This window comes from Pseudomonas sp. DVZ6 (genome assembly GCF_024259445.1).
GTDB lineage: Bacteria > Pseudomonadota > Gammaproteobacteria > Pseudomonadales > Pseudomonadaceae > Aquipseudomonas > Aquipseudomonas peradeniyensis.
Genome location: NZ_JANCLM010000018.1, coordinates 72,465 through 93,141 on the forward strand (window position 1 = coordinate 72,465; position 20,677 = coordinate 93,141).

17 protein-coding genes are annotated in these 20,677 nt (G+C 66.1%); 10 read left to right on the forward strand and 7 right to left on the reverse strand.

The window, feature by feature from the left end; genetic code table 11:
- Window positions 1-72: 72 nt before the first annotated feature.
- The 5 genes from NMG10_RS12690 to NMG10_RS12710 are packed head-to-tail and all read left to right on the forward strand — an operon-like array spanning window position 73 to window position 5,628.
- Window positions 73-1,719, forward strand: coding sequence for an AMP-binding protein (locus NMG10_RS12690; RefSeq protein ID WP_203651916.1), 1,647 nt, complete (start codon window positions 73-75; stop codon window positions 1,717-1,719).
- A 12-nt stretch (window positions 1,720-1,731) separates the two neighbouring features.
- Window positions 1,732-2,499 (forward strand): SDR family NAD(P)-dependent oxidoreductase, encoded by a 768-nt coding sequence (locus NMG10_RS12695; RefSeq protein WP_254464470.1) that lies wholly within the window; start codon window positions 1,732-1,734, stop codon window positions 2,497-2,499.
- 12 nt (window positions 2,500-2,511) lie between these two features.
- Window positions 2,512-3,705 carry an acetyl-CoA C-acyltransferase gene (locus tag NMG10_RS12700; protein ID WP_232856331.1) on the forward strand — a complete coding sequence of 398 codons (1,194 nt, stop codon included), beginning with the start codon at window positions 2,512-2,514 and terminating at the stop codon, window positions 3,703-3,705.
- Between the two features lie 8 nt (window positions 3,706-3,713).
- A complete protein-coding gene (locus NMG10_RS12705; protein WP_254464471.1) occupies window positions 3,714-4,841 on the forward strand; it encodes an acyl-CoA dehydrogenase in 1,128 nt (375 codons plus the stop codon).
- Window positions 4,842-4,854: 13 nt separating this feature from the next.
- The gene (locus tag NMG10_RS12710) at window positions 4,855-5,628 is read left to right on the forward strand and encodes an enoyl-CoA hydratase (protein WP_198743228.1); all 774 of its coding nucleotides are present in this window, start codon (window positions 4,855-4,857) and stop codon (window positions 5,626-5,628) included.
- Between the two features lie 37 nt (window positions 5,629-5,665).
- On the opposite strand, the gene NMG10_RS12715 is transcribed toward NMG10_RS12710, so the two are convergent.
- Window positions 5,666-10,201: a hypothetical protein gene (locus NMG10_RS12715; protein ID WP_254464472.1), complete on the reverse strand. Its 4,536-nt coding sequence runs from the start codon at window positions 10,199-10,201 to the stop codon at window positions 5,666-5,668.
- A gap of 341 nt (window positions 10,202-10,542) precedes the next feature.
- On the opposite strand from NMG10_RS12715, the gene NMG10_RS12720 reads away from it, so the two are divergent.
- The 5 genes from NMG10_RS12720 (at window position 10,543) to NMG10_RS12740 (ending at window position 14,202) form a co-directional block, all read left to right on the forward strand.
- A complete protein-coding gene (locus NMG10_RS12720; RefSeq protein ID WP_050704989.1) occupies window positions 10,543-10,947 on the forward strand; it encodes a TraR/DksA family transcriptional regulator in 405 nt (134 codons plus the stop codon).
- 275 nt (window positions 10,948-11,222) lie between these two features.
- Complete coding sequence (locus tag NMG10_RS12725) at window positions 11,223-12,707, forward strand: methyl-accepting chemotaxis protein (protein WP_232856388.1); 1,485 nt, start codon at window positions 11,223-11,225, stop codon at window positions 12,705-12,707.
- A gap of 116 nt (window positions 12,708-12,823) precedes the next feature.
- Window positions 12,824-13,018 (forward strand): hypothetical protein, encoded by a 195-nt coding sequence (locus NMG10_RS12730; protein WP_203651925.1) that lies wholly within the window; start codon window positions 12,824-12,826, stop codon window positions 13,016-13,018.
- Between the two features lie 507 nt (window positions 13,019-13,525).
- Complete coding sequence (locus tag NMG10_RS12735; protein ID WP_028690546.1) at window positions 13,526-13,996, forward strand: hypothetical protein; 471 nt, start codon at window positions 13,526-13,528, stop codon at window positions 13,994-13,996.
- Window positions 13,993-14,202 carry a hypothetical protein gene (locus NMG10_RS12740; protein WP_203651927.1) on the forward strand — a complete coding sequence of 70 codons (210 nt, stop codon included), beginning with the start codon at window positions 13,993-13,995 and terminating at the stop codon, window positions 14,200-14,202. The genes NMG10_RS12735 and NMG10_RS12740 overlap by 4 nt, the downstream gene beginning before the upstream one ends.
- Window positions 14,203-14,367: 165 nt before the next feature.
- On the opposite strand, the gene NMG10_RS12745 is transcribed toward NMG10_RS12740, so the two are convergent.
- Genes NMG10_RS12745 through NMG10_RS12770 form a run of 6 tightly spaced genes read right to left on the reverse strand, consistent with a single transcriptional unit; the run spans window position 14,368 to window position 20,416 of the window.
- The gene (locus tag NMG10_RS12745; protein WP_203651928.1) at window positions 14,368-14,733 is read right to left on the reverse strand and encodes a Na+/H+ antiporter subunit G; all 366 of its coding nucleotides are present in this window, start codon (window positions 14,731-14,733) and stop codon (window positions 14,368-14,370) included.
- Window positions 14,730-15,008: a K+/H+ antiporter subunit F gene (locus tag NMG10_RS12750; RefSeq protein WP_011534656.1), complete on the reverse strand. Its 279-nt coding sequence runs from the start codon at window positions 15,006-15,008 to the stop codon at window positions 14,730-14,732. Before NMG10_RS12750 ends, NMG10_RS12745 begins: the two co-directional genes overlap by 4 nt.
- Window positions 15,005-15,493, reverse strand: a complete 489-nt coding sequence (locus tag NMG10_RS12755) for a Na+/H+ antiporter subunit E (RefSeq protein WP_203651929.1) — start codon at window positions 15,491-15,493, stop codon at window positions 15,005-15,007. Before NMG10_RS12755 ends, NMG10_RS12750 begins: the two co-directional genes overlap by 4 nt.
- On the reverse strand, window positions 15,490-17,169 hold the full coding sequence (locus NMG10_RS12760; protein WP_234560489.1) for a monovalent cation/H+ antiporter subunit D: 1,680 nt from the start codon (window positions 17,167-17,169) through the stop codon (window positions 15,490-15,492). Before NMG10_RS12760 ends, NMG10_RS12755 begins: the two co-directional genes overlap by 4 nt.
- A complete protein-coding gene (locus NMG10_RS12765; protein ID WP_028690551.1) occupies window positions 17,166-17,510 on the reverse strand; it encodes a Na+/H+ antiporter subunit C in 345 nt (114 codons plus the stop codon). Before NMG10_RS12765 ends, NMG10_RS12760 begins: the two co-directional genes overlap by 4 nt.
- Window positions 17,510-20,416, reverse strand: coding sequence for a monovalent cation/H+ antiporter subunit A (locus tag NMG10_RS12770; protein WP_254464473.1), 2,907 nt, complete (start codon window positions 20,414-20,416; stop codon window positions 17,510-17,512). The genes NMG10_RS12765 and NMG10_RS12770 overlap by 1 nt, the downstream gene beginning before the upstream one ends.
- Window positions 20,417-20,677: the final 261 nt, after the last annotated feature.

Sequence of the window (20,677 nt, forward strand, 5' to 3'; positions counted from 1 at the left end):
GGCTGCGCCTCTCGGCGCGAACATCGTCAGACCGATGGTGCACTCCAACAATAAGAAACCAGGAGTCTGACGATGCGCGATTACGCCGAGGCCGCCCGTTCGTTCGACCATGCCCGGGCCGCCGCCGCGGCGCTGCATGGCAACCTTGAGGCCCTCAACGCCTGTGTCGAGTGCTGCGACCGCCACACCGGCAGCAACAAACCCGCCCTGGTCTGGGAGGACCGGGATGGCAACAGCGGGCGCTACACCTTCGATCAACTGCAGGCCCTGGCCGCACGCTTTGCCAACGTGCTCAAGGCCCAGGGCGTCGAGGCCGGCGACCGGGTCGCCGGGCTCATGCCGCGTACCCCCGAATTGCTGGTGACCATCCTTGCCACCTGGCGCCTGGGCGCGGTCTACCAACCCCTGTTTACCGCATTCGGCCCGAAGGCCATCGAGCACCGCCTCGAGCAGTCCCACGCCAAGGTGGTGATCACCGATCGCAACAACCGGCCCAAGCTCGATGAGGTGGCGGACTGCCCGACCATCGTCACGGTCGCCGCCGTCGAGGGCGAACTGGACTTCCATCGCAGTCTCGAGGCCGCCGCCGGCGATTGCGCGCCGGTGATGCGTACCGGCGACGATCCTTTCCTGTTGATGTTCACCTCGGGCACCACCGGCCCGGCCAAGCCGCTGGAAGTGCCGCTGCGCGCCATCGTCGCGTTCCAGGGCTACATGCGTGACGCCATCGGCCTGCGCCCGGACGACAACTTCTGGAACCTGGCCGACCCCGGTTGGGCCTATGGCCTTTACTACGCGGTCACCGGACCGCTGTCGCTGGGCCATGCCACCACCTTCTACGACGGCCCGTTCAGCGTCGAAAGCTGCGCGCGGGTCATCGACAAGCTGGGCATCACCAACCTGGCAGGCTCGCCCACGGCCTACAGGCTGCTGATCGCGGCGGGCAGCGCATTCTCGGCGCCGATCAAAGGGCGCCTGCGGGTAGTCAGCAGTGCCGGCGAACCGCTCAACCCGGAAGTGATCCGCTGGTTCGCCGACGAGCTCGGGGTGACCATCCACGACCACTACGGCCAGACCGAGCTGGGCATGGTGCTGTGCAACCACCATGCGCTGGCGCACCCGGTGCACCTGGGTTCGGCCGGCTTCGCCATTCCCGGCCACCGCATCGTGGTGGTGGACGAGCAGGGCAACGAACTGCCTGTCGGCCAGCCTGGCATCCTCGCGGTGGATCGCGAGCAGTCGCCGCTGTGCTGGTTCGCCGGCTACCACGGGCTGCCGACCAAGGCCTTTTGCGGTAAGTACTACCTGTCCGGCGACACCGTCGAGCTCAACCAGGATGGCAGCATCAGCTTCGTCGGTCGCAGCGACGATGTGATCACCACCTCCGGCTACCGGGTCGGCCCATTCGATGTGGAAAGCGCCCTGATCGAGCACCCGGCAGTGGTCGAGGCGGCGGTGATCGGCAAGCCCGACCCGGAACGCACCGAACTGATCAAGGCCTTCGTGGTGTTGGCCCAGGGTTACCAGGGCAGCGCCGAACTTGAGGAAACCCTGCGCCAGCATGTACGCCAGCGCCTCTACGCCCACGCCTACCCGCGTGAAATCGAATTCGTCGGCGAGCTGCCCAAGACCCCGAGCGGCAAGCTGCAGCGCTTCATCCTGCGCAACCAGGAAATCGCCCGACAACAAGCCGCGCAGCCGATCGCTGCGGGCGCCTGAAGGAAGACCGACATGCACATCACTCAAAAGAATTTCATCGTCAGCGGCGCGGCCTCGGGCCTGGGCGCCGCCACCGCGCAAATGCTCATCGAGGCCGGCGCCAAGGTCATGCTGGTCGACCTGAACGCCGCGGCAGTCGAAGCCAAGGCCGCCGAACTGGGCGCCAATGCCCGCTTCGCGGTGGCCGATATCAGCGACGAGCAGGCCGCCAAGGCAGCGGTCGATGCCGCGGTCGGCGCCTTCGGCAGCCTGCACGGGCTGGTCAACTGCGCCGGCATCGTCGGTGCCGAGAAGGTCCTGGGCAAGAACGGCCCGCACGCCCTGGGCAGCTTCGCCAAGGTCATCAACGTCAACCTGATCGGCAGTTTCAACCTGTTGCGCCTGGCCGCCGCGGCCATGGCCGAAGGACCGGCGGACGAGGGTGGCGAGCGGGGCGTGATCATCAATACCGCCTCCATCGCCGCCTATGACGGCCAGATCGGCCAGGCCGCCTATGCCGCCTCCAAGGGCGCCATCGCCAGCCTCACCCTGCCGGCGGCCCGTGAGCTGGCGCGCTTCGGCATCCGCGTGATGACCATCGCTCCCGGCATTTTCGAAACCCCGATGATGGCCGGCATGACCGACGAAGTCCGTGCCTCGCTGTCCGCCGGCGTGCCGTTCCCGCCACGCCTGGGCCGCCCGCAGGAATACGCAGCACTGGCCCGTCATATCATCGAGAACAGCATGCTCAACGGCGAGGTGATCCGCCTCGACGGCGCGCTGCGCATGGCTGCCAAGTAAGGAGAACCGAACATGACCCTCGCCAATGATCCGATTGTCATCGTCAGCGCCGTGCGCACGCCCATGGGCGGCCTGCAGGGTGACCTCAAGAGCCTGACCGCGGCGCAGCTGGGCAGCGCGGCGATTCGTGCCGCCGTCGAGCGCGCCGGTATCGATGCCGCCAGTGTCGAGCAGGTGCTGTTTGGTTGCGTGCTGCCGGCCGGGCAGGGCCAGGCACCGGCACGCCAGGCGGCGCTGGGTGCCGGCCTGGACAAGCACACCACCTGCACCACCCTGAACAAGATGTGCGGCTCGGGCATGCAGGCCGCCATCATGGCACATGACCAGCTCCTGGCCGGCAGCGCCGACGTGATCGTCGCCGGTGGCATGGAAAGCATGACCAACGCCCCCTACCTGCTGGACAAGGCCCGTGGCGGCTACCGCATGGGGCACGGCAAGATCATCGACCACATGTTCATGGACGGCCTGGAAGACGCTTACGACAAGGGCCGTCTGATGGGCACCTTCGCCGAGGACTGCGCGCAGAAGGGCGACTTCAGCCGCGAGGCCCAGGACGCCTTTGCCATCGCTTCGCTGACCCGCGCCCAGGACGCGATCAAGAGCGGCCGCTTCGCCGCCGAGATCGTTCCGGTGGAAGTCACCGAGGGCAAGGAAAAGCGCATCATCAAGGACGACGAGCAGCCGCCCAAGGCGCGTCTGGACAAGATCCCGCAGCTCAAGCCGGCTTTCCGCGAGGGCGGCACCGTCACCGCGGCCAACTCCAGCTCGATTTCCGACGGCGCCGCCGCGCTGGTGCTGATGCGTCGCTCCGAGGCCGAGAAACGCGGCCTCAAGCCGCTGGCGGTGATCCATGGCCACGCGGCCTTCGCCGACACCCCGGCACTGTTCCCCACCGCGCCCATCGGTGCCATCGACAAGCTGCTCAAGCGTACCGGCTGGAACCTGGCCGAGGTGGACCTGTTCGAGATCAACGAGGCCTTCGCCGTGGTCACCCTGGCGGCCATGAAACACCTCGACCTGCCCCACGACAAAGTCAATATCCACGGCGGCGCCTGCGCCCTGGGCCACCCGATCGGCGCCTCGGGCGCGCGCATTCTGGTGACCCTGCTGTCGGCCCTGCGCCAGAACAACCTGCGCCGTGGCGTGGCGGCCATCTGCATCGGCGGTGGCGAAGCGACGGCCATGGCGGTCGAGTGCCTGTACTGAGGTGAATCATGCTGGTAACTGAAGAGCAACAACAGATCGCCGACGCCGTGCGCGACTTCGCCCAGGAGCGCCTGAAGCCGTTTGCCGAGCAATGGGACAAGGAACACCGTTTCCCTAAGGAGGCCATCGAGGAGATGGCCGGCCTGGGCCTGTTCGGCATGCTGGTACCGGAGCAATACGGCGGCAGCGACACTGGCTACGTGGCCTATGCCATGGCCCTGGAAGAGATCGCCGCCGGTGACGGCGCCTGCTCGACCATCATGAGCGTGCACAACTCGGTGGGCTGCGTGCCGATCCTCAAGTTCGGTAGCGAGGCGCAGAAGCAGCAGTTCCTCGCGCCGTTGGCCAGCGGTTCGATGCTCGGCGCCTTCGCCCTGACCGAGCCCCAGGCCGGCTCCGACGCCAGCAGCCTGAAGACCCGCGCCCGCCTGGACGGCGACCACTACGTGCTCAACGGCAGCAAGCAGTTCATCACCTCCGGGCAGAACGCCGGGGTGGTGATTGTCTTCGCCGTGACCGACCCGGACGCCGGCAAGCGCGGCATCACCGCCTTCATCGTGCCCACCGACTCACCGGGTTACCAGGTGGCACGGGTCGAGGACAAGCTCGGTCAGCACGCCTCCGACACCTGCCAGATCGTCTTCGACAATGTGCGGGTGCCGGTAGCCAATCGCCTGGGTGAGGAAGGGCAGGGCTACAAGATCGCCTTGGCCAACCTTGAAGGCGGCCGCATCGGCATCGCCTCGCAGTCGGTGGGCATGGCCCGCGCCGCCTTTGAGGCAGCACGCGACTACGCCAACGAGCGGCAGACCTTCGGCAAGCCACTGATCGAGCACCAGGCCGTGGCCTTCCGCCTGGCCGACATGGCAACGAAGATTGCCGTGGCCCGGCAGATGGTGCTGCACGCCGCCGCCCTGCGCGATGCCGGGCGTCCGGCACTGGTGGAAGCGTCGATGGCCAAGCTTTTCGCCTCGGAAATGGCCGAAAAGGTCTGTTCGGACGCCTTGCAGACCCTCGGCGGTTATGGCTATCTGAGCGACTTCCCGCTGGAGCGGATCTACCGCGACGTGCGGGTCTGCCAGATCTACGAAGGCACCAGCGACATTCAGCGCATGGTCATTGCGCGCAATCTTTGAAGGAGCAGACTGCATGGCATTCGAAACCATCCTGTTGGACATCCACGGCAAGGTCGGCCTGATCACCCTCAACCGCCCGCAGGCGCTCAACGCGCTGAATGCGCAGATCGTCGGCGAGATCAACCAGGCCCTGGACCAGCTGGAGCGTGACCCGAACATCGGCTGCGTGGTACTGACTGGTTCCGCCAAGGCCTTTGCCGCCGGCGCCGACATCAAGGAAATGGCCGAGCTGCAATACCCGCAGATCTACGTCGAGGACCTGTTCAGCGATTCCGATCGCATCGCCAACCGGCGCAAACCGATCATCGCCGCGGTGTCGGGCTTCGCCCTGGGCGGTGGCTGCGAGCTGGCGATGATGTGCGATTTCATCCTGGCCGCCGACAACGCCAAGTTCGGCCAGCCGGAAATCAATCTCGGCGTGCTGCCGGGCATGGGTGGCACTCAGCGCCTGACCCGCGCCGTGGGCAAGGCCAAGGCCATGGAACTGTGCCTGACCGGCCGCCTGATGGGCGCCGAGGAAGCCGAGCGCGCCGGCCTGGTGGCGCGTATCGTGCCGCAGGCGGAGCTGGTGGAAGAGGCGCTTAAAGTGGCCGCGACCATCGCCAGCAAGTCGATCCCGGTGAGCATGATGGTCAAGGAAAGCGTCAACCGCGCCTTCGAAGTCACCCTGAGCGAGGGCGTGCGCTTCGAGCGCCGGGTATTCCACGCTGCATTCGCTACCGAAGACCAGAAGGAAGGCATGGCCGCGTTCATCGCCAAGCGCGAGGCGCAGTTCAAGGACCGTTGATGTCACGCGGGCGCCGTTTGTACGGCGCCCCATGTCACTACAGGTTGAAGAAGTAGCGCTCGGCTGCGGCGCTGGTGATGGGCGCCCGGTAGACCTCAACCTCCTTGCCGCTGGCGTCGGTATGGCGCCCGCCGGCGGCATGGCGCTGGGCAGCAGTCTTCAGGTGGCCGGCGGTGAAGTCGGCCTTGGCCGTGTCCGCTGCCGGGTAGTGGAAGTGGGCGTACCACAGCGCCTGGCCACCCCGGCTGATGCTGTATTCGTCCAGGTAGTCGACGGGGCGGCCCTTGACCTTGGCCAGGCGGGTGCGGCCACCGACCAGGGCGATCCGCACTTCGCCTTGCTCCAACAGGAACTGCACCTCGCCCATCCTCGGTTGACGCGCCACGGCGGCGTCCATACGCATCCGGGTCGCCTGGCGAGCCATCTCTGCGGCCAGATCGCGCAGGTGCCTGGCCACCCTTTCGGCATCCTTGCCCTGGCTCGCCTCGTCGGTTTCATTGTCCGCTGTCAGACGCGCCTCGATGTCCTCGACCCGTTCCAGCAGGCGGTCACGCTGGTGCAGCACGGACTCCTCGATCTCCACTGGCAGGTAGCTGTCCGAGGCCCGTTGCAGGCGGGCCACTTCCTGCGCGGTTTCGGCGATAAGCCCGTCGCTGCCCTTGAGCAGGCGCTTGAGGCTCAGGCCTGACGCACGGTTGACCACAATCGCCGGTGCGACCTCGACCCATTCACCGTGCTTGAGATGGTAGGTCTGGCCCGGGGTCTTGCTGTCGGGGCCCGGAATGTCCACGGTGCTGGCGTCGTTCGTGCGGGGCTCGGCCAGCAGCAGGCCATGTTCGGTGGTTTCGATCAGGCCGGGAACCTTGCTGCGCAACTGCTTGAGGGAGCTGACCGGTGGGTAGTCGGGCAAATTGCCCAGGTCCTGGGCAATCAGGCCCTGGATGTGCTCCAGTTCGTCGCGCAGGCGTTGCAGGGTCTGTTGCGCGGCCTCGCCGGGCACGCGCTCCGCGAGGTTGCCCAACTGGCGCGCGGCGGCCTGGAAATGCCCCTGGATGCTGCGCAGCAAGCGCACCGACACTTCCTGATCGGCATCGGCCAGCTTGTACAGTTCGCTGCGCTGGATGATGCCGAGCTGGAAGCTGCGCCAGAAGCGGTCGCGCCAGTAGGCGGTATCGTTGCTCAGACCATGGACCAGGGTCAGGCGGTTGAGCAGGCTTTCGAGGTGCAGGAAGCGCAGGAACAGGTCCTTGTTCGCGGTGGCGGAGGGGACGGCCATCAGATCGCGCCAGTGGACGATATCGGGGTGTCGCTGGCCGGCCAGCCGGGTCAGTTCTTCCTGGCGTTGGCGTAGCAGGGTGTTGTTGTGGATCATCTGCTCGAGCAGCGGTTGCATGGTGTCCAGGCGCTGGGTCGCGATGCGGATGTCGGCGCGGCTGAGCTCCTCGCCGTCCTGGTCCTGTTGCCGGGCGATCTGCGCCAGTTGCTCGCGGATGGGCTGGTAGCGTTTTTGCAGCAGGGTACGCAGGAGCTGCTGGCAGGAGCAGTCCTGGTACAGCGCGAATGCATGTACCTTGCGAAAGTCTTTCACCGGTTGCATGGCGTTGCGGGTCCTGAGGTGTTCTATATGGGTGGTCCAGAATGCCGACAAGGCCTGCACCTTGCCCTGGCAACGCTCCAGGGTCGCATCATCGAGGGCAGTGGCGGCCAGCTTGTCGATGGTGCTCAACTCCCGGATCCTGTCCGTCATCAGTGCCTTGTCCGCCATGATCGCCTCATTGGCCGCCTGCATGGCCGTCTCCTTGTCCAGGCGCATCCGGCGGATCTGCTCGGACAATGGCATGCCGCCCTTGAGCCCCAGGCGCAGGTCCAGTTGCCAGCGGCCGATCTCGTCGCGGTGCAGCCATGGGCCCTGGGTGAGGTCCGGGCCGATGATGCGCAGCCGCTGCGGTACCACCAGTTCCACCTCGTAGACATTGCCGTCCTGCAGGGTGAAGAAGCGGGTGTCCTGCAGATAGAGCCCACGCAGCCTGCCGTTGGGTATCGGCGCTCCCAGCGCGCTGGCCTTGACCGTTGCCTGCAACGCCTCGAGCGCGTCGCGTTGGGTGTCGTTGAGTCGCCGATCAGGGCGGGCCCAGGTGAAATCCAGCTGGGTGAAGGGCACTGCTGCCGCGACAGGCAGGAGGGGGCCGGTTTCGCAGGCGTGGGGTGGTGTCAGCCCGACGGGCGACCGAGGTGTCATGCCCTGCTCCAGTTGCAGCCGTATGAGCGAGTGGGAGAACAGCAGCAGGGCGATGTTCAGCAACAGGTTGACCAGGGCCAGTTCGTGCCCGGTGGGGTTGCGTTCGGCATCGGATTCGACGAACTCGGCCAGGGCCACTTCCATCTGGACCAGCCAGGCTACTTTGCCCAGGGTGCCGCCGGCCAGCGGCAGCAAGGTGTTGAACAGCAGCCAGCCCAGTTCTTTCCAGCTGTTCCAGCGGGTCTGCGCGCTGGTGCTGGCCTGGGCCTCGAAGCGCTGGATCGACTCGGTCACACAGCCGTCGTACAGGGCCTGGTCGACATGGGCGACAGCATCCTCGATGGACAGGCTGACAGGCGCAGGCGTGCTGAATGGCACGGCGCTGGTGTCGTCCAGCGGCACGAACAGATGCGGTTCGAGGAAGCCGCCGTGGGCATAGAAGCGACGGTCCTCGGCCGGCAGGCGTTGCAGCAGGTCGTCCTGCAGCGGCCCCGTTGCGCTGATCGCGACGAACAGCGCCATGCGATCGGCGAAGTGCACCAGTGGCTCCTGATGCAGCGGGCGGTACAACAGGCAGCCTGCGCTGCCCGGATCGTCAGGCTCGATCAACCAGGTGTTGAGGGGATGGTCCGGCGCCGAACCGGGTGTCTTGATGAACCCCAATGGCCGCAGGATCCAGCGTGGTAGCAGCCCATCGGGGCCGGAGGCGAACACCTGGGCGACATGTCCTGGAATCGTCGGGTCCTGCAGGCTGCCGCGCAGGTAAAGCTCCATGGCCAGGGCCGGGAGCTGGGCCCGCAGTTGCTGGTACAGCAGGTGCTGGCGCTGCTGCCGGCGGGGCGGATCATCCAGCAGTTTGCCGCGCAGCATGGCCGGGTAGGCGCTGGCGATGTCCAGTTCGCTGACCAGGCGACGCAGGTAGGGTTCGTCCAGCCATTGCGGCAGGGCATCCCCGCTCGTGCTGCTCAGCACCACGCGTCCGGGCCTGAGCAGCCCGAGGTTGCCGATGGCCAGTTGGGCGAGGGTCAGCACCACCGGCGTGACCTCGCCCGAGGTGATGATCATGTCCTGGCCCGCAGCGGCGGCGGCGATGGTCTGGTAGTTGGTGAGGCGAATGGTTTCGGGCGCGGGCGCGTCGGCGGGATGATCGCTGGCCATGCGGGCGGCGAGGCGGCGATTGGCGAATGCTTCGGCATCGTCGATGCCGTCGAGCCAGAACTGCCCCTGGGTGTCTCGATATTGCTGGGCGACATCGATCAGCAGTTCGCTGTAGTGCATCAGTGAACGGCTGTCGGCATTGCGCAACCAGTCGGGTAGCTGTTCACTGAGTGTCTTGCGCTGGGCAGTCTCGACCTCGTCGCACAGGTCGATCAGCGAGGTCAAGCGATCCAGGTCACGGTTCATGGCCATGGCATCGAACTCGCCGTGGTAGCGTCCGGCGAGGTGTTCCACCAATCGCAACTGCTGCTCGAGCAGGCCCAGGGCCTGGACCTGGAACACCGGGTCGGTGGAGGCCGCTATTTCGATCTGGCGTTGACCGGATCGCACGACCTTGGCCAGGGCGTGGTCGATGTCTTCAAGCATGACCTGGCGGGAGTTGAAGCGCAGCAGCTTGCCGGTCAGGGTAAAGAGCAGGGTCAGCGCGCGTTGTGGATCGCCGTCGTCATGCTCGATCAGCACGGCGCTGGACAGGTCGGCATCGAGCTTGTTGTCGGCGCTCAGGTCCACGCCCAGGTTGAGTACTTGCAGGCCCTTGGTATTGGACCAGTCGCTGCGCTGGGCCGGTGTCGGATAGTCATGCACCAGGCGCACGATGGCCTGTGCGAAGCCGGGCAGGGTCTGGGTTCTGGCCTGCAGGAACTGGTCCTTGAGGTAGCTGGAATACCAGCTCCAGGGGGTCTGTCCGCTGCTGTCGTGGCGGCCCCAGTAAGCCACCAGTGCCTGCCGGTAGCCATCCACGAGCAGCGGGCCTGCTTCGTCGATCAGCAACTCGACGGCATGCAGGTCGAGGTCCACCTGCCAGGCCGGATCGCTGTCCTGACGGGTGCTGAGAAAGTCCTCGCCGACGGTCAGGTTGAGGGTGGCGCGCTGGCAGTAGCGCTCCACCAGGACCTGGGAGAGCGGTCGGATCCAGGGTGTGGTGGATTGCGCTCGGGCACTGACAAGGTACAGGCCTAGCGGGTCATGGGCATTGCCCAGTTGTCGCTGCCGCCATTGATCACGCAGGATATCGTCGGCGGCGTCGAGCAGGGTGGGGCGGTCGTTGAAGCGTTTGGCGACCTTGCAGTCCAGGTTGCTGAAGCTGGCCAGGCGTTGGTGCAGGTTGTCGTTCATGATGGGGCTTCGGGTCGTTGTGAGGGCCGCTATCAAGCGCGTTTTCCTGCTGTTTCGTGCGCTAGCTGGCTACTACCCGAGAGAACCATTATTATTTCGGCATATTACCCAATGGCGTCTTGCAGGCGCGCAATCCGTACTATTCCACGGTGCCAGTCAGCGGATTCCCAACCTGTTTCGGCCAAATCCGCCGTCATTTCTGTTGCCCACTCGGGCGCGGCACCTTAGACTGCCGCCCCCTGTAAAAGAGTGCCGGTTGGCGCTTGAAGAATTCCGCGGCCGACGAAGCTTCGTCGGCGGCACCCGAATCGCCCAATGCACATTTTTTCATAGAGAAATCGATGACCAAGGAACAGTTGCTGGCCATGTCGGCCGATGACTACATGAACGCCGAACAGCTCGCGTTCTTCACCAAGCTGCTGCAAGCGATGAAAGTCGAAACGCACGAGCGCATCGAACTCAGCCGCACCTCCATCGAAAGCCTGGACAGCCCCTCGGATCCGGCTGACGTGGCGTCGGTCGAGGAAGAACGCACCTGGCTGGTCAACGCCATCGACCGCGACCAGCGCCTGCTGCCGCAGCTGGAGATGGCCCTGGACCGCATCGCCGACGAAAGCTTCGGCTGGTGCGACGACAGCGGTGAGCCGATCGGCCTGAAGCGCCTGCTGATCAGCCCGACCACCAAGTACTGCATCGAAGCCCAGGAGCGTCACGAGCAGCTCGACCGCCACCAGCGGCAGATCTGATCCAACGCCTTGCGCAAGGCCCCACGGAGCGATCCCTGGGGCCTTCGTGTTTTCTTGCCCTGTATCAACGGGTGGCCGGCTGCATCCAAGTGAGCGTGGATAATGGCGTTATAGTGGCGTTTAATGACGTCACAATAACGACATGCGGATGGACCACGACAATGATGCGAGAAGGATCTCTGCCGGCCGGCGCAGCGCCGCAGGCCACCCCGACCCGTGCGGGGGCCGCCGTCGCCCTGTTGCAGGGCGTCGCGCTGTGCGCGGTGTTGGCGGCCATGGCGTTCACCGGGCTGCCCTTGTACCTGGCCTTGCCGATGGCGCTGGCGGTGCTGTGGCTGCCGCGTGGGCGCAAGGTGGCCGCCGTGCAGCCGGTATCGACGCCGGCCCAGGACGGCACGCTGCTCCAGGAACTGGCCCGCGGCACCAGCCACAATGCTTTGTCGGCCGCCGCAGTGGCGCATTCGGTGCAGCAACTGGCGGCCCGGGTGCAGTCGCAACTGGGGGCTGCCCAGGAGATCGTCGGCAGTGCCGAGATCATGATCACCACCGAGGAGCAGACTGCCCAGCTCAGCCAGCAGGCGCTGCAAGCCGCTCGTTCCGCCCACGGCAGCAGCGTGGTCGGCAGCGAGGTGCTGGCCGAGTCCATCCAGTGCATGCGCGAGCTCAGTGTGCGCGCTTCGGCCAGTCGCGAGCTGATCGAGGCCCTGCATCAGCGCAGCGAGGATATCGCCCGGGTCACCCTGGTGATCCAGGGCATTGCCAGCCAGACCAACCTGCTGGCGCTCAACGCCGCCATCGAGGCGGCGCGGGCCGGCGAGCATGGCCGTGGCTTCGCGGTGGTGGCCGACGAGGTGCGCGGCCTTGCCGGGCGTACCGCCAGTGCCACCGAGGAGGTCGGCCAGATGGTTGCGGACATCCAGGCGCGCACCGCCCAGGTGGTGGCGCAGATCCGCACGCTGGCCGAGGACCTGGGCAAGGGGGTCGGCCAGGTCGAGCAGGCTGGCGGGCAACTGGCGCAGATTGCCAGCCTGGCGGCCAGTGTCGAGGGGCAGGTGAGCGAGATCGCCGGGGGCACGCAGGTCAACCAGGCTCAGCTCGACACCCTGTTCCAGGCCGTGGCCCAGGTGCGCGGCGACCTGGAGGTCAGCGACCAGCAGACCCGGCGCCTGGCCAAGGCAGCGGTGCAGATGGAGGGCCAGGTGGAAAGCCTGAGCGAACGGCTGGCCGAGGTCGGCCTGGACGCCTACCACCAGCGGGTATTCGAACTGGCGCAGGCGGGCGCGCGGCAGATCGGCGAATGTTTCGAGACGGATATCGAACAGGGGCGCATCGGCCTGGACGATCTGTTCGATCGCCAGTACCGGCCGATTGCCGGCATGCAGCCACCACGTTTCAGTACGCGCTTCGACCACTATACCGACACGGTGTTGCCGCAGCTCCAGGAGCCGTTGCTGCAGCACGACGGTATGGTCTACGCCATTGCCTGTACCCAGCAGGGCTACGTGCCGACCCACAACAATGCGTTCAACCAGCCGCTGACCGGCGATGCCGCCCATGACACGGCGCACAACCGCAGCAAGCGCATGTTCGATGATCGTACCGGCGCTCGCTGCGGCAGTCACCAGCAGCGGGTGCTGCTGCAAACCTACACGCGAGACACTGGTGAGCTGATGCACGACCTGTCGGTGCCGATCTTCGTCGCGGGACGACACTGGGGTGGCCTGCGCCTGGGGTACCGGCCTGAACCCGGGCTCGATTGAGGCGATTTGTTGCCTGGAGTGCAACACTGCTGTACCGCCTTGCGCTTTATTCGTGGGGTACCCAGGTCGTATCATGCGCACATCGTTAGGTTGCTAATTAAATTCCGGAGGGGATGATGACTAGCCGAGTCGATGTGGCCGTGATGATCGGCAGTGGTGTGCCACGGTCCTTGCAGGCCCTGGGCAAAAGGGCGTGCTGGGTGGTACTGGTTGACGGCGAACGTCGTGGCACGGCCTTCGCCAGCCGTGACGAGGCCCTGGAGTGCCAGGCTGCATGGCAACAGCAACTGGGCAGGAGCCAGGCGGCGTGAAGCTTCAGCGCTCCAGGTGGCGTGCAAGCTCCCAGGCGTCCTGGTAGCGCTGGCGGAATCCGCGGACCTTGCCAGAGGTGATTTCAGTGATGTGAAAGAAGCCGATACCGGCGGCCACAACGCTGTATCGGGATGTGCCTGGCATAGCCGTACGCCAAGAAATGTTACTTGCCTCTCGACGGAATTCGGTGTTTTCGTGCATATTCCTGTACCTGTAATGCGCGACGAAGGGTTGGGGCACACTCATGCTGAAGTGTCGCCCTCAGTAGTCGCATCTTCCTGACCCCTTTGCCGTCAGGTTATACGTTTCCTATTTGCGGATAGTTTGCCGAAGCACGCCGGATGTTCCAGCGGGGAAGTGTTCCCTGCTTGGCGTATCGTTCGTGTGCGTGGATCTTCGCTTATTGAATCCATGGTCCTTTGGACTTCGACTTTGTGTGGCTGCCACCCCAACGCCCAGCGGCGTGTGCGGTGCGGCTTGCTGTAATTGATGTGAGGAGCTTTTCATTGGCAGTCAGTACTCTGGATACCCATGCGTTGTTTGCCCTGGGCGATTTGCGCGCCAAGCTGGTCAAGTTGTTCCAGGGGCGCTTCGTGTATGTCACCGAGCAGAACCCCGACGGCCTGTACATGGCCGAGATCGATACCGATGACGCCATGGTGGTCGATGACAAACAGCGCCTTGAGCTGAAAGTGGGTGACCACTTCCGCGCCGCGGTGCTGCCCAGCCGCGAAGGCGGCAAGCTCGAACTGCGTTTTCGCGAGATCAAGTTCAATGTGTACGGGCAGGGCGACTACGCCTTCGTTTCGGTGCCGGAAGGCGAGGCCATCGTGTTCCGTGAAGGGCAGGGCGTGATGCTGGTGTTCGCGGCCCAGCAGCAGGTCCAGGAAGGCCTGGGCAAGCTGCTCAAGGCGGTGACCGGCAAGGTCGCCAAGTGGCGCAAGGGCGAGCTGACCACCTTCAAGGCCAGCGAGTGAGCGACGAGGACACGCCCGCCTCGCGGGCCGACTTCCACCGTGAGCATCAGGCCCGGGCCCTCGAGCAGGCCGAGCGCCTGCTGGCGCGCCGGGATGAACTGCAGGGGGCGTGGCTGGGCTGGGTGGCCGGCGAGCTCTACCAGATGAGCCCACCGCCCTTCGTCGCCATGGTGCGACGCGAGCTGCAGCGCTTGAGCCAGGCCTGACGGTTGGGGTTGCGCATTCCCCTGTAGGAGCGGCCTTGCGCCGCGAAAGGGCTGCAAAGCAGCCCCGGCAATTTATGCGTCAACGCTGAAACCCTGGGGCCGCTTTCCGGCCCATTCGCGGCGCAAGGCCGCTCCTACAACGGGCGTGCGTGGCTTGAGGCCACTTCAGTTCCCGCGATCACGCCCGCTGCTGACTTCCTCCGGTACGTCCTCGCCCGAGGTGCGCTTGCGAAACAGCGCGGCCCTGGCCAGCAGCAGGGTGGTCACCGGCACGGTGATCGACAGCAGGATCGGAATCAGCCAGGCATGCAGCACCGGGCTCTGCTTGAGCACCGAGAAGTACAGGATTGAGGCCAGCGCCACGCACCAGGCGCCGATGGTCGATGCCAGCGCGGGCGGGTGCATGCGCTGGAAGTACTCCTTCAGGCGCACCAGGCCGATGGCGCCGATCAGCGCGAACAGGCTGCCGATGAGCAGCAGGGCTGCCGTGATCAGCTCAAGCCAGAACGGCAATACCACGGATTCGTTCATTCGATCACCTCGCCACGCAGGAGGAACTTGGCCAGGGCGAACGAGCCGACGAAGCCGAACAGGGCGATCAGCAGGGCGCCTTCGAAGTAGGTGTCGCTGGCGTAGCGGATGCCCAGCACCAGCATCATCAGCATGCCCAGGATGTACAGGTAGTCCAGGGCCAGTACCCGGTCCTGGGCGGACGGGCCGCGGAACAGGCGGATCAGCGTCAGGCCCATGGCCAGGGCGAAGATGAACAGGCTGGCGAGGACGGCATTGGCAAGCAGGCCGCTCATTCGAAGATCTCCATCAGCGGGCGTTCATAGGTGTGTTTGAAGTGCTCGATGAATGCTGGTTCGTCGTCCAGGTCGAACACGTGCAGCAGCAGTACGCTGCGGTCCAGGGCCAGCTCCGACCAGATGGTGCCCGGCACCACGGTGGTGATCATCGACAGGGCCGCCAGGCCGTGGGCGTCGCGCAGGTCCAGCGGGATATGCACGAACGCCGAGCGCGGTGGCGTGCTGCCGGCGCGCAGGACACCACGGGCGACCTGCAGGTTGGAATGGATCACGTCGAGGCCGACCCGGCCAATCAGCTTGGCGATCACCCAGGGCCGGCGCACGTGGGCATGCTGCGGGCGCAGCGGCGCCATCAGGATCGGCGCGAGGATACCCAGCAGGGCGCCCAGCAGCAGGTTGCCGGGGCTGACCGACAGATTGAGCAGCAGCCACAGCACGAACAGCGCAACGGACAGCAATGGCGCGGGGAACAGTCGGTTCATGGCTGCACCTCCAGGCCGGCGGTGGTCGGGCCAGGTACTGGCCGCGTCGACATCACGGCATTGATGTAGGCTTCCGGCGTGCGCAGGCTGGCGGCGGTGTCCTGGGTGTAGCGCAGCAGCGGCTCGGCCTTGAGGCTGAGGAAGATGCACAGGCCCAGGAGGATGACGATGGGCACGCATTCATAGCGACGCAACACCGGGGAGGGGCGCTCCTCGGGCTTCCAGAAGCGCTGGATGCCGACACGGCCGAAGGCGATCAGCGAGGCCATGCCGGACAGCACCAGCAGGGTGACCAAGGTCCAGCCCGCGGCGCCCAGCGGTTGCTCCGGGGCAACCCCCAGCCCCTGCGGGTTGAACAGCGCACTGATCAGGTTGAGCTTGCCGATAAAGCCCGACAGCGGCGGCATGCCGATGATCAGCAGGGCGCAGGCGATGAAGCTCAGGCCCAGGAAGGCCATGGTCCAGGGAATGATCTGGCCGATCACCACCTGCTGCTCGTCGTCCAGGTTGATGCCCTTGGGCGGATGCAGCGACTCCAGCGGCGAAGGCATCGCATCCTCTTCCTCGTCCAGTGGCGCCTCGTTGGCCGAGCGCGAACGCTCCACCAGCTCGGCCAGCAGGAACAGCGCGCACAGGGCCAGCGTGGAGCTTGCCAGGTAGAACAGCGCGGCGCCGGTCAGGATCGACTGGCCGAAGCCGACGGCGGCCAGCAGTGTACCGGCGGACATCAGGATGCTCAGGGCCGCCAGGCGCTCCAGGCGCTGGGCGGCGAGGATCGACATGGCCGCCACGGCCAGGGTCGCCAGGCCGCCGTACACCAGCCAGTCGCCGCCGAAGAACGCCGAGGCGCCGGCCTGGCCGGAGAACAGCAGCGTCCACATGCGCAGGATGGCGTACAGCCCGACCTTGGTCATGATTGCGAACAGCGCGGCCACCGGCGCGCTGGCCGATGAATAGGCCGGCACCAGCCAGAAGTTCAACGGCCACATCCCGGCCTTGGCCAGGAAGGCGATGGCCAGGATCGCCGCGCCGGCATGCAGCAGGCCGCGGTCGGCTTCCGGCACCAGCGGCACCTTCAGCGCCAGGTCGGCCATGTTCAGGGTGCCGGTCACGCCATAGAGCATGGCCGCACCAACCAGGAACAGCGAGGAAGCGAACAGGTTGATGGCGATGTAGTGCAGCCCGGCCTTGACCCGCGCCCGCCCCGAGCCATGCAGCAGCAGGCCGTAGGAGGCCGCCAGCAGCACCTCGAAGAACACGAACAGGTTGAACAGGTCGGCGGTGAGGAAGGCGCCGTACAAGCCCATCAGCTGGATCTGGAACAGTGCGTGGAAGCTGGCCCCGGCGCCGTCCCAGCGTGCCCGGGCGAACAGCAGGGCGCTCAGGCCGACGATGCCGGTCAGGGTGAGCAGCAGCGCCGACAGGTGATCGACCACCAGAGCGATACCAAACGGCGCCGGCCAGTTGCCCGGCAGGTAGACGCCGATGGACTCGGCCTGGCCCTGGGTGCGCACCCACATCAGCAAGGTGACGGCGATGCCCAGGCCGAGGGCGGTGGACAGCAGGTTCAGGCGCGCCTTCAGCCAGCGGTGCTTCTCGCCGATCAACAGCATCAACGATGCGGTAATCAACGGCAGCAGGATCGGCGCGATGATCAGTTGGTTCATCCCGCTCATTCCTCACGCTCCCGGCCATCGACGTGGTCGGTCCCGGTCAGGCCGCGGGAGGCCAGCAGCACCACCAGGAACAGCGCGGTCATGGCGAAGCTGATGACGATCGCGGTGAGCACCAGCGCCTGGGGCAGCGGGTCGGTGTAGTGCAGCAGGTCGTGGGGCACGCCGTCCTTGATGATCGGCTCCTTGCCGATGAACAGGCTGCCCATGCTGAAGATGAACAGGTTGACCCCGTAGGACAGCAGGCACAGGCCCATGATCACCTGGTAGGTCCGCGGGCGCAGGACCAGCCAGACCCCGGAGGCGGCCAGGACACCGATGGCGACTGCAATGACTTCTTCCATCAGGCGGCTCCTGCTTGGCTGGACTTGGCGGGGCGGTAGGCACGCACCGACTGGTGGGCCAGGGCGGTGAGGATCAGCAGGGTCGAGCCGACCACCACGGTGTACACGCCGATGTCGAAGAACAGCGCGCTGGCCACGTGCACGTCACCCAGCAGTGGCAGGTGCAGGTGGGCGGTGTGAGTGGTCAGGAACGGATAGCCCAGCAGCATCGCCCCGGCGCCGGTGAGGGTGGCGCAGAGCAGGCCGGTGCCCATCCAGCGCAGCGGACGCAGGCTCATCTGCGCCTCGACCCACTGGGTGCCGGCGACCATGTACTGCAGGATGAACGCCACCGACATCACCAGGCCGGCGACGAAACCGCCGCCCGGCTGGTTGTGGCCGCGCATGAACAGGTACATCGACACCAGCAGGGCGATTGGCAGCAGCAGGCGCACCAGGGCGGCCGGCACCATCATGAAGCCGAGCGCGGTGTCGGTGGCCTGGCGCGGGTTGACCAGGTCGGTGACCACGTCCGGCGCCAGCTGACGCTGCTGGGCCGGCAACTGCATGCTCTCCTTCGGCGGGCGGAAGCGGCGCAGCAGGGCGAACACGGTCAGCGCCACGGCCACCAGCACGGTGACCTCGCCGAGGGTGTCGAAGCCGCGGAAGTCCACCAGCATCACGTTGACCACATTGCTGCCGCCGCCCTGGGGCAGGGCGCGGCTGAGGTAGAACGACGAGATGTCGTTGGGTGTCGGGCGGGTCAGCATGGCGTAGGACAGCAGCGCCATGCCGCCGCCGACCAGCACCGCCAGCACCAGGTCGCGCAGGCGTCGCAGGCGTGCGCGGTCCTGGCTGCCGGGCAGCGGCGACACGCCTTCGATACGCCGTGGCAGCCAGCGCAGGCCGAGCAGGATCAGCACGGTGGTGACCACCTCGACCGCCAGCTGGGTCAGCGCCAGGTCCGGCGCGGAGAACCAGACGAAGGTGATGCAGGTCATAAGGCCGCAGACACCGACCATGATCAAGGCCGCCAGTCGATGGTACTTGGCCTGGTAGGCGGCGCCGATGGCGCAGGCGATGGCGATCAGCCAGAGGGCGACGAACACCCCGGAGCCCGGGATCTTCGGCCGGTCGCCCCAGCTCAGGCCGCTGTACAGCAGCGGCACCAGGCCGGCGACGAAGGCTGCCAGTACCAGCATGAACAGCTGGGTCTGCAGGCGCCGGGTGGTCAGCAGGCGCTCGACGCGGCGGGCCAGCAGCATCAGGCGCACCAGGCCGTGCTCGAACAGGCGCTTGCCGTTGAAGCGCTCGATTAGCGGCGGGTGGGGGAAGCGGCCGCGCTGCAGCTGCTTGCGCAACAGCAGATAGAGCACGATGCCGCCGGTCATGGCGATCAGGCTCATCATCAGCGGCGCGTTCCAGCCGTGCCAGATGGCCAGGCTGTATTCCGGCAGCACGCCGCCCACCACGGGCGTCGCGGCTGCTGCCAGCAATGGACCGACCGATTGCGCCGGGAAGATGCCCACCACCAGGCAGGTGAGCACCAGCAGCTCGACCGGCGCGCGCATCCAGCGCGGCGGCTCGTGGGGCGTGTGCGGCAGGTCCTGGGCCGGTGGGCCGAAGAACACGTCGACGGTGAAGCGCAGCGCGTAGGCCACGCTGAAGGTCCCGGCGAGGGTGGCGATCACCGGCAGGGCCGCTTCGACCCAGGCCGTGGAGGTGATGAATACGGTCTCGGCGAAGAACATCTCCTTGGACAGGAAACCGTTCATCAACGGCACGCCGGCCATCGAGGCGCTGGCGACCATCGCCAGGGTCGCGGTGAACGGCACCAGGCGGAACAGGCCGCTCAGGCGGCGGATGTCACGGGTGCCGCTCTCGTGGTCGATGATCCCCGCCGCCATGAACAGCGAGGCCTTGAAGGTGGCGTGGTTGAGGATGTGGAACACCGCAGCGACCGCCGCCAGCGGGCTGTTCAGGCCCAGCAGCAGGGTGATCAGGCCCAGGTGGCTGATGGTCGAATAGGCCAGCAGGCCCTTGAGGTCGTTCTGGAACATCGCGGCGAAGGCGCCGAGCAGCAGGGTGGCGGCGCCGGCGCCGCCGACGATCCAGAACCATTCCTCGCTGCCCGACAGCGCCGGCCACAGGCGGGCCAGCAGGAACACCCCGGCCTTGACCATGGTCGCCGAGTGCAGGTAAGCCGAGACGGGGGTTGGGGCCGCCATGGCATGGGGCAGCCAGAACTGGAAGGGGAATTGCGCGCTCTTGCTCAGGGCGCCGATCAGGATAAGGGGCAGCAGCACCGGGTACAGCGCATGCTGGCGGATGGTGTCGCCGGCAGCCAGGACCTTGTCCAGGTCATAGCTGCCGACCACATGGCCGAGCAGCAGGGCCCCGACCAGCAGGCACAAGCCGCCGGCCCCCGTGACCATCAACGCCATGTAGGCGCCGCGGCGGGCGTCGGCGCGGTGGTGCCAGTAGCCGATCAGCAGGAAGGAGAACAGGCTGGTCAGCTCCCAGAAGAACACCAGCTGGATCAGGTTGCCGGAGATCACCAGGCCGAGCATGGCACCCATGAACGCCAGGAAGAAGGCGAAGAAGCGCGGCACCGGGTCCTGGGGCGACATGTAGTAGCGGGCGTACAGCGACACCAGGGTACCGATGCCCAGCACCAGCAGGCTGAACAGCCAGGCGAAGCCGTCCATGCGCAGAACCAGGTTCAGGCCCAGGCTCGGTAACCAGAGGAACTCTTCGCGGATCACCCCGCCATCGGCAATCTGGGGGTACAGCAACGCCACCTGGACGGTGCCGACCAGGGCCACGAGCCCGGCAAGAATGGACTCGGCGTTGCGTGCGTTGTGCGGCAGTACAGCCGCCAGGCAACTGCCCAGGAAGGGCAGAAGCAATAGCACAATCAATGACATAGCGTTCTGTTCTGAGAAGTTTGCCAAGGATCATACGTGCCGGACGGTTGATCACCAACACGCAAGGGTTTGCAGGATCCTACAAATGTGCTGTGACAAGCTGTTTTTTTATAACAGTTTCTTTCAGAGCATAGCGGCTGATCGTGTGCCCGTGGGGTTGTGCGTTCCCTGTGTAGGAGCGGCCTTGTGCCGCGAAAGGGCCGCATGGCGGCCCCGGGGATTCAGTGTTCAATCGCCGGGGCTGCTTTGCAGCCCTTTTCG

Bases quoted from the DNA above. Each gene is read 5' to 3' on its own strand.
- NMG10_RS12715 (WP_254464472.1), bottom strand. From the start codon at position 10,201: ATGAACGACAACCTGCACCAACGCCTGGCCAGCTTCAGCAACCTGGAC.
- NMG10_RS12765 (WP_028690551.1), bottom strand. From the start codon at position 17,510: ATGGAAGAAGTCATTGCAGTCGCCATCGGTGTCCTGGCCGCCTCCGGG.
- NMG10_RS12760 (WP_234560489.1), bottom strand. From the start codon at position 17,169: ATGAGCGGGATGAACCAACTGATCATCGCGCCGATCCTGCTGCCGTTG.
- NMG10_RS12725 (WP_232856388.1), top strand. From the start codon at position 11,223: ATGGCGTTCACCGGGCTGCCCTTGTACCTGGCCTTGCCGATGGCGCTG.
- NMG10_RS12690 (WP_203651916.1), top strand. From the start codon at position 73: ATGCGCGATTACGCCGAGGCCGCCCGTTCGTTCGACCATGCCCGGGCC.
- NMG10_RS12755 (WP_203651929.1), bottom strand. From the start codon at position 15,493: ATGAACCGACTGTTCCCCGCGCCATTGCTGTCCGTTGCGCTGTTCGTG.
- NMG10_RS12745 (WP_203651928.1), bottom strand. From the start codon at position 14,733: ATGAACGAATCCGTGGTATTGCCGTTCTGGCTTGAGCTGATCACGGCA.
- NMG10_RS12730 (WP_203651925.1), top strand. From the start codon at position 12,824: ATGACTAGCCGAGTCGATGTGGCCGTGATGATCGGCAGTGGTGTGCCA.
- NMG10_RS12710 (WP_198743228.1), top strand. From the start codon at position 4,855: ATGGCATTCGAAACCATCCTGTTGGACATCCACGGCAAGGTCGGCCTG.
- NMG10_RS12705 (WP_254464471.1), top strand. From the start codon at position 3,714: ATGCTGGTAACTGAAGAGCAACAACAGATCGCCGACGCCGTGCGCGAC.
- NMG10_RS12770 (WP_254464473.1), bottom strand. From the start codon at position 20,416: ATGTCATTGATTGTGCTATTGCTTCTGCCCTTCCTGGGCAGTTGCCTG.
- NMG10_RS12750 (WP_011534656.1), bottom strand. From the start codon at position 15,008: ATGAGCGGCCTGCTTGCCAATGCCGTCCTCGCCAGCCTGTTCATCTTC.
- NMG10_RS12700 (WP_232856331.1), top strand. From the start codon at position 2,512: ATGACCCTCGCCAATGATCCGATTGTCATCGTCAGCGCCGTGCGCACG.
- NMG10_RS12695 (WP_254464470.1), top strand. From the start codon at position 1,732: ATGCACATCACTCAAAAGAATTTCATCGTCAGCGGCGCGGCCTCGGGC.
- NMG10_RS12720 (WP_050704989.1), top strand. From the start codon at position 10,543: ATGACCAAGGAACAGTTGCTGGCCATGTCGGCCGATGACTACATGAAC.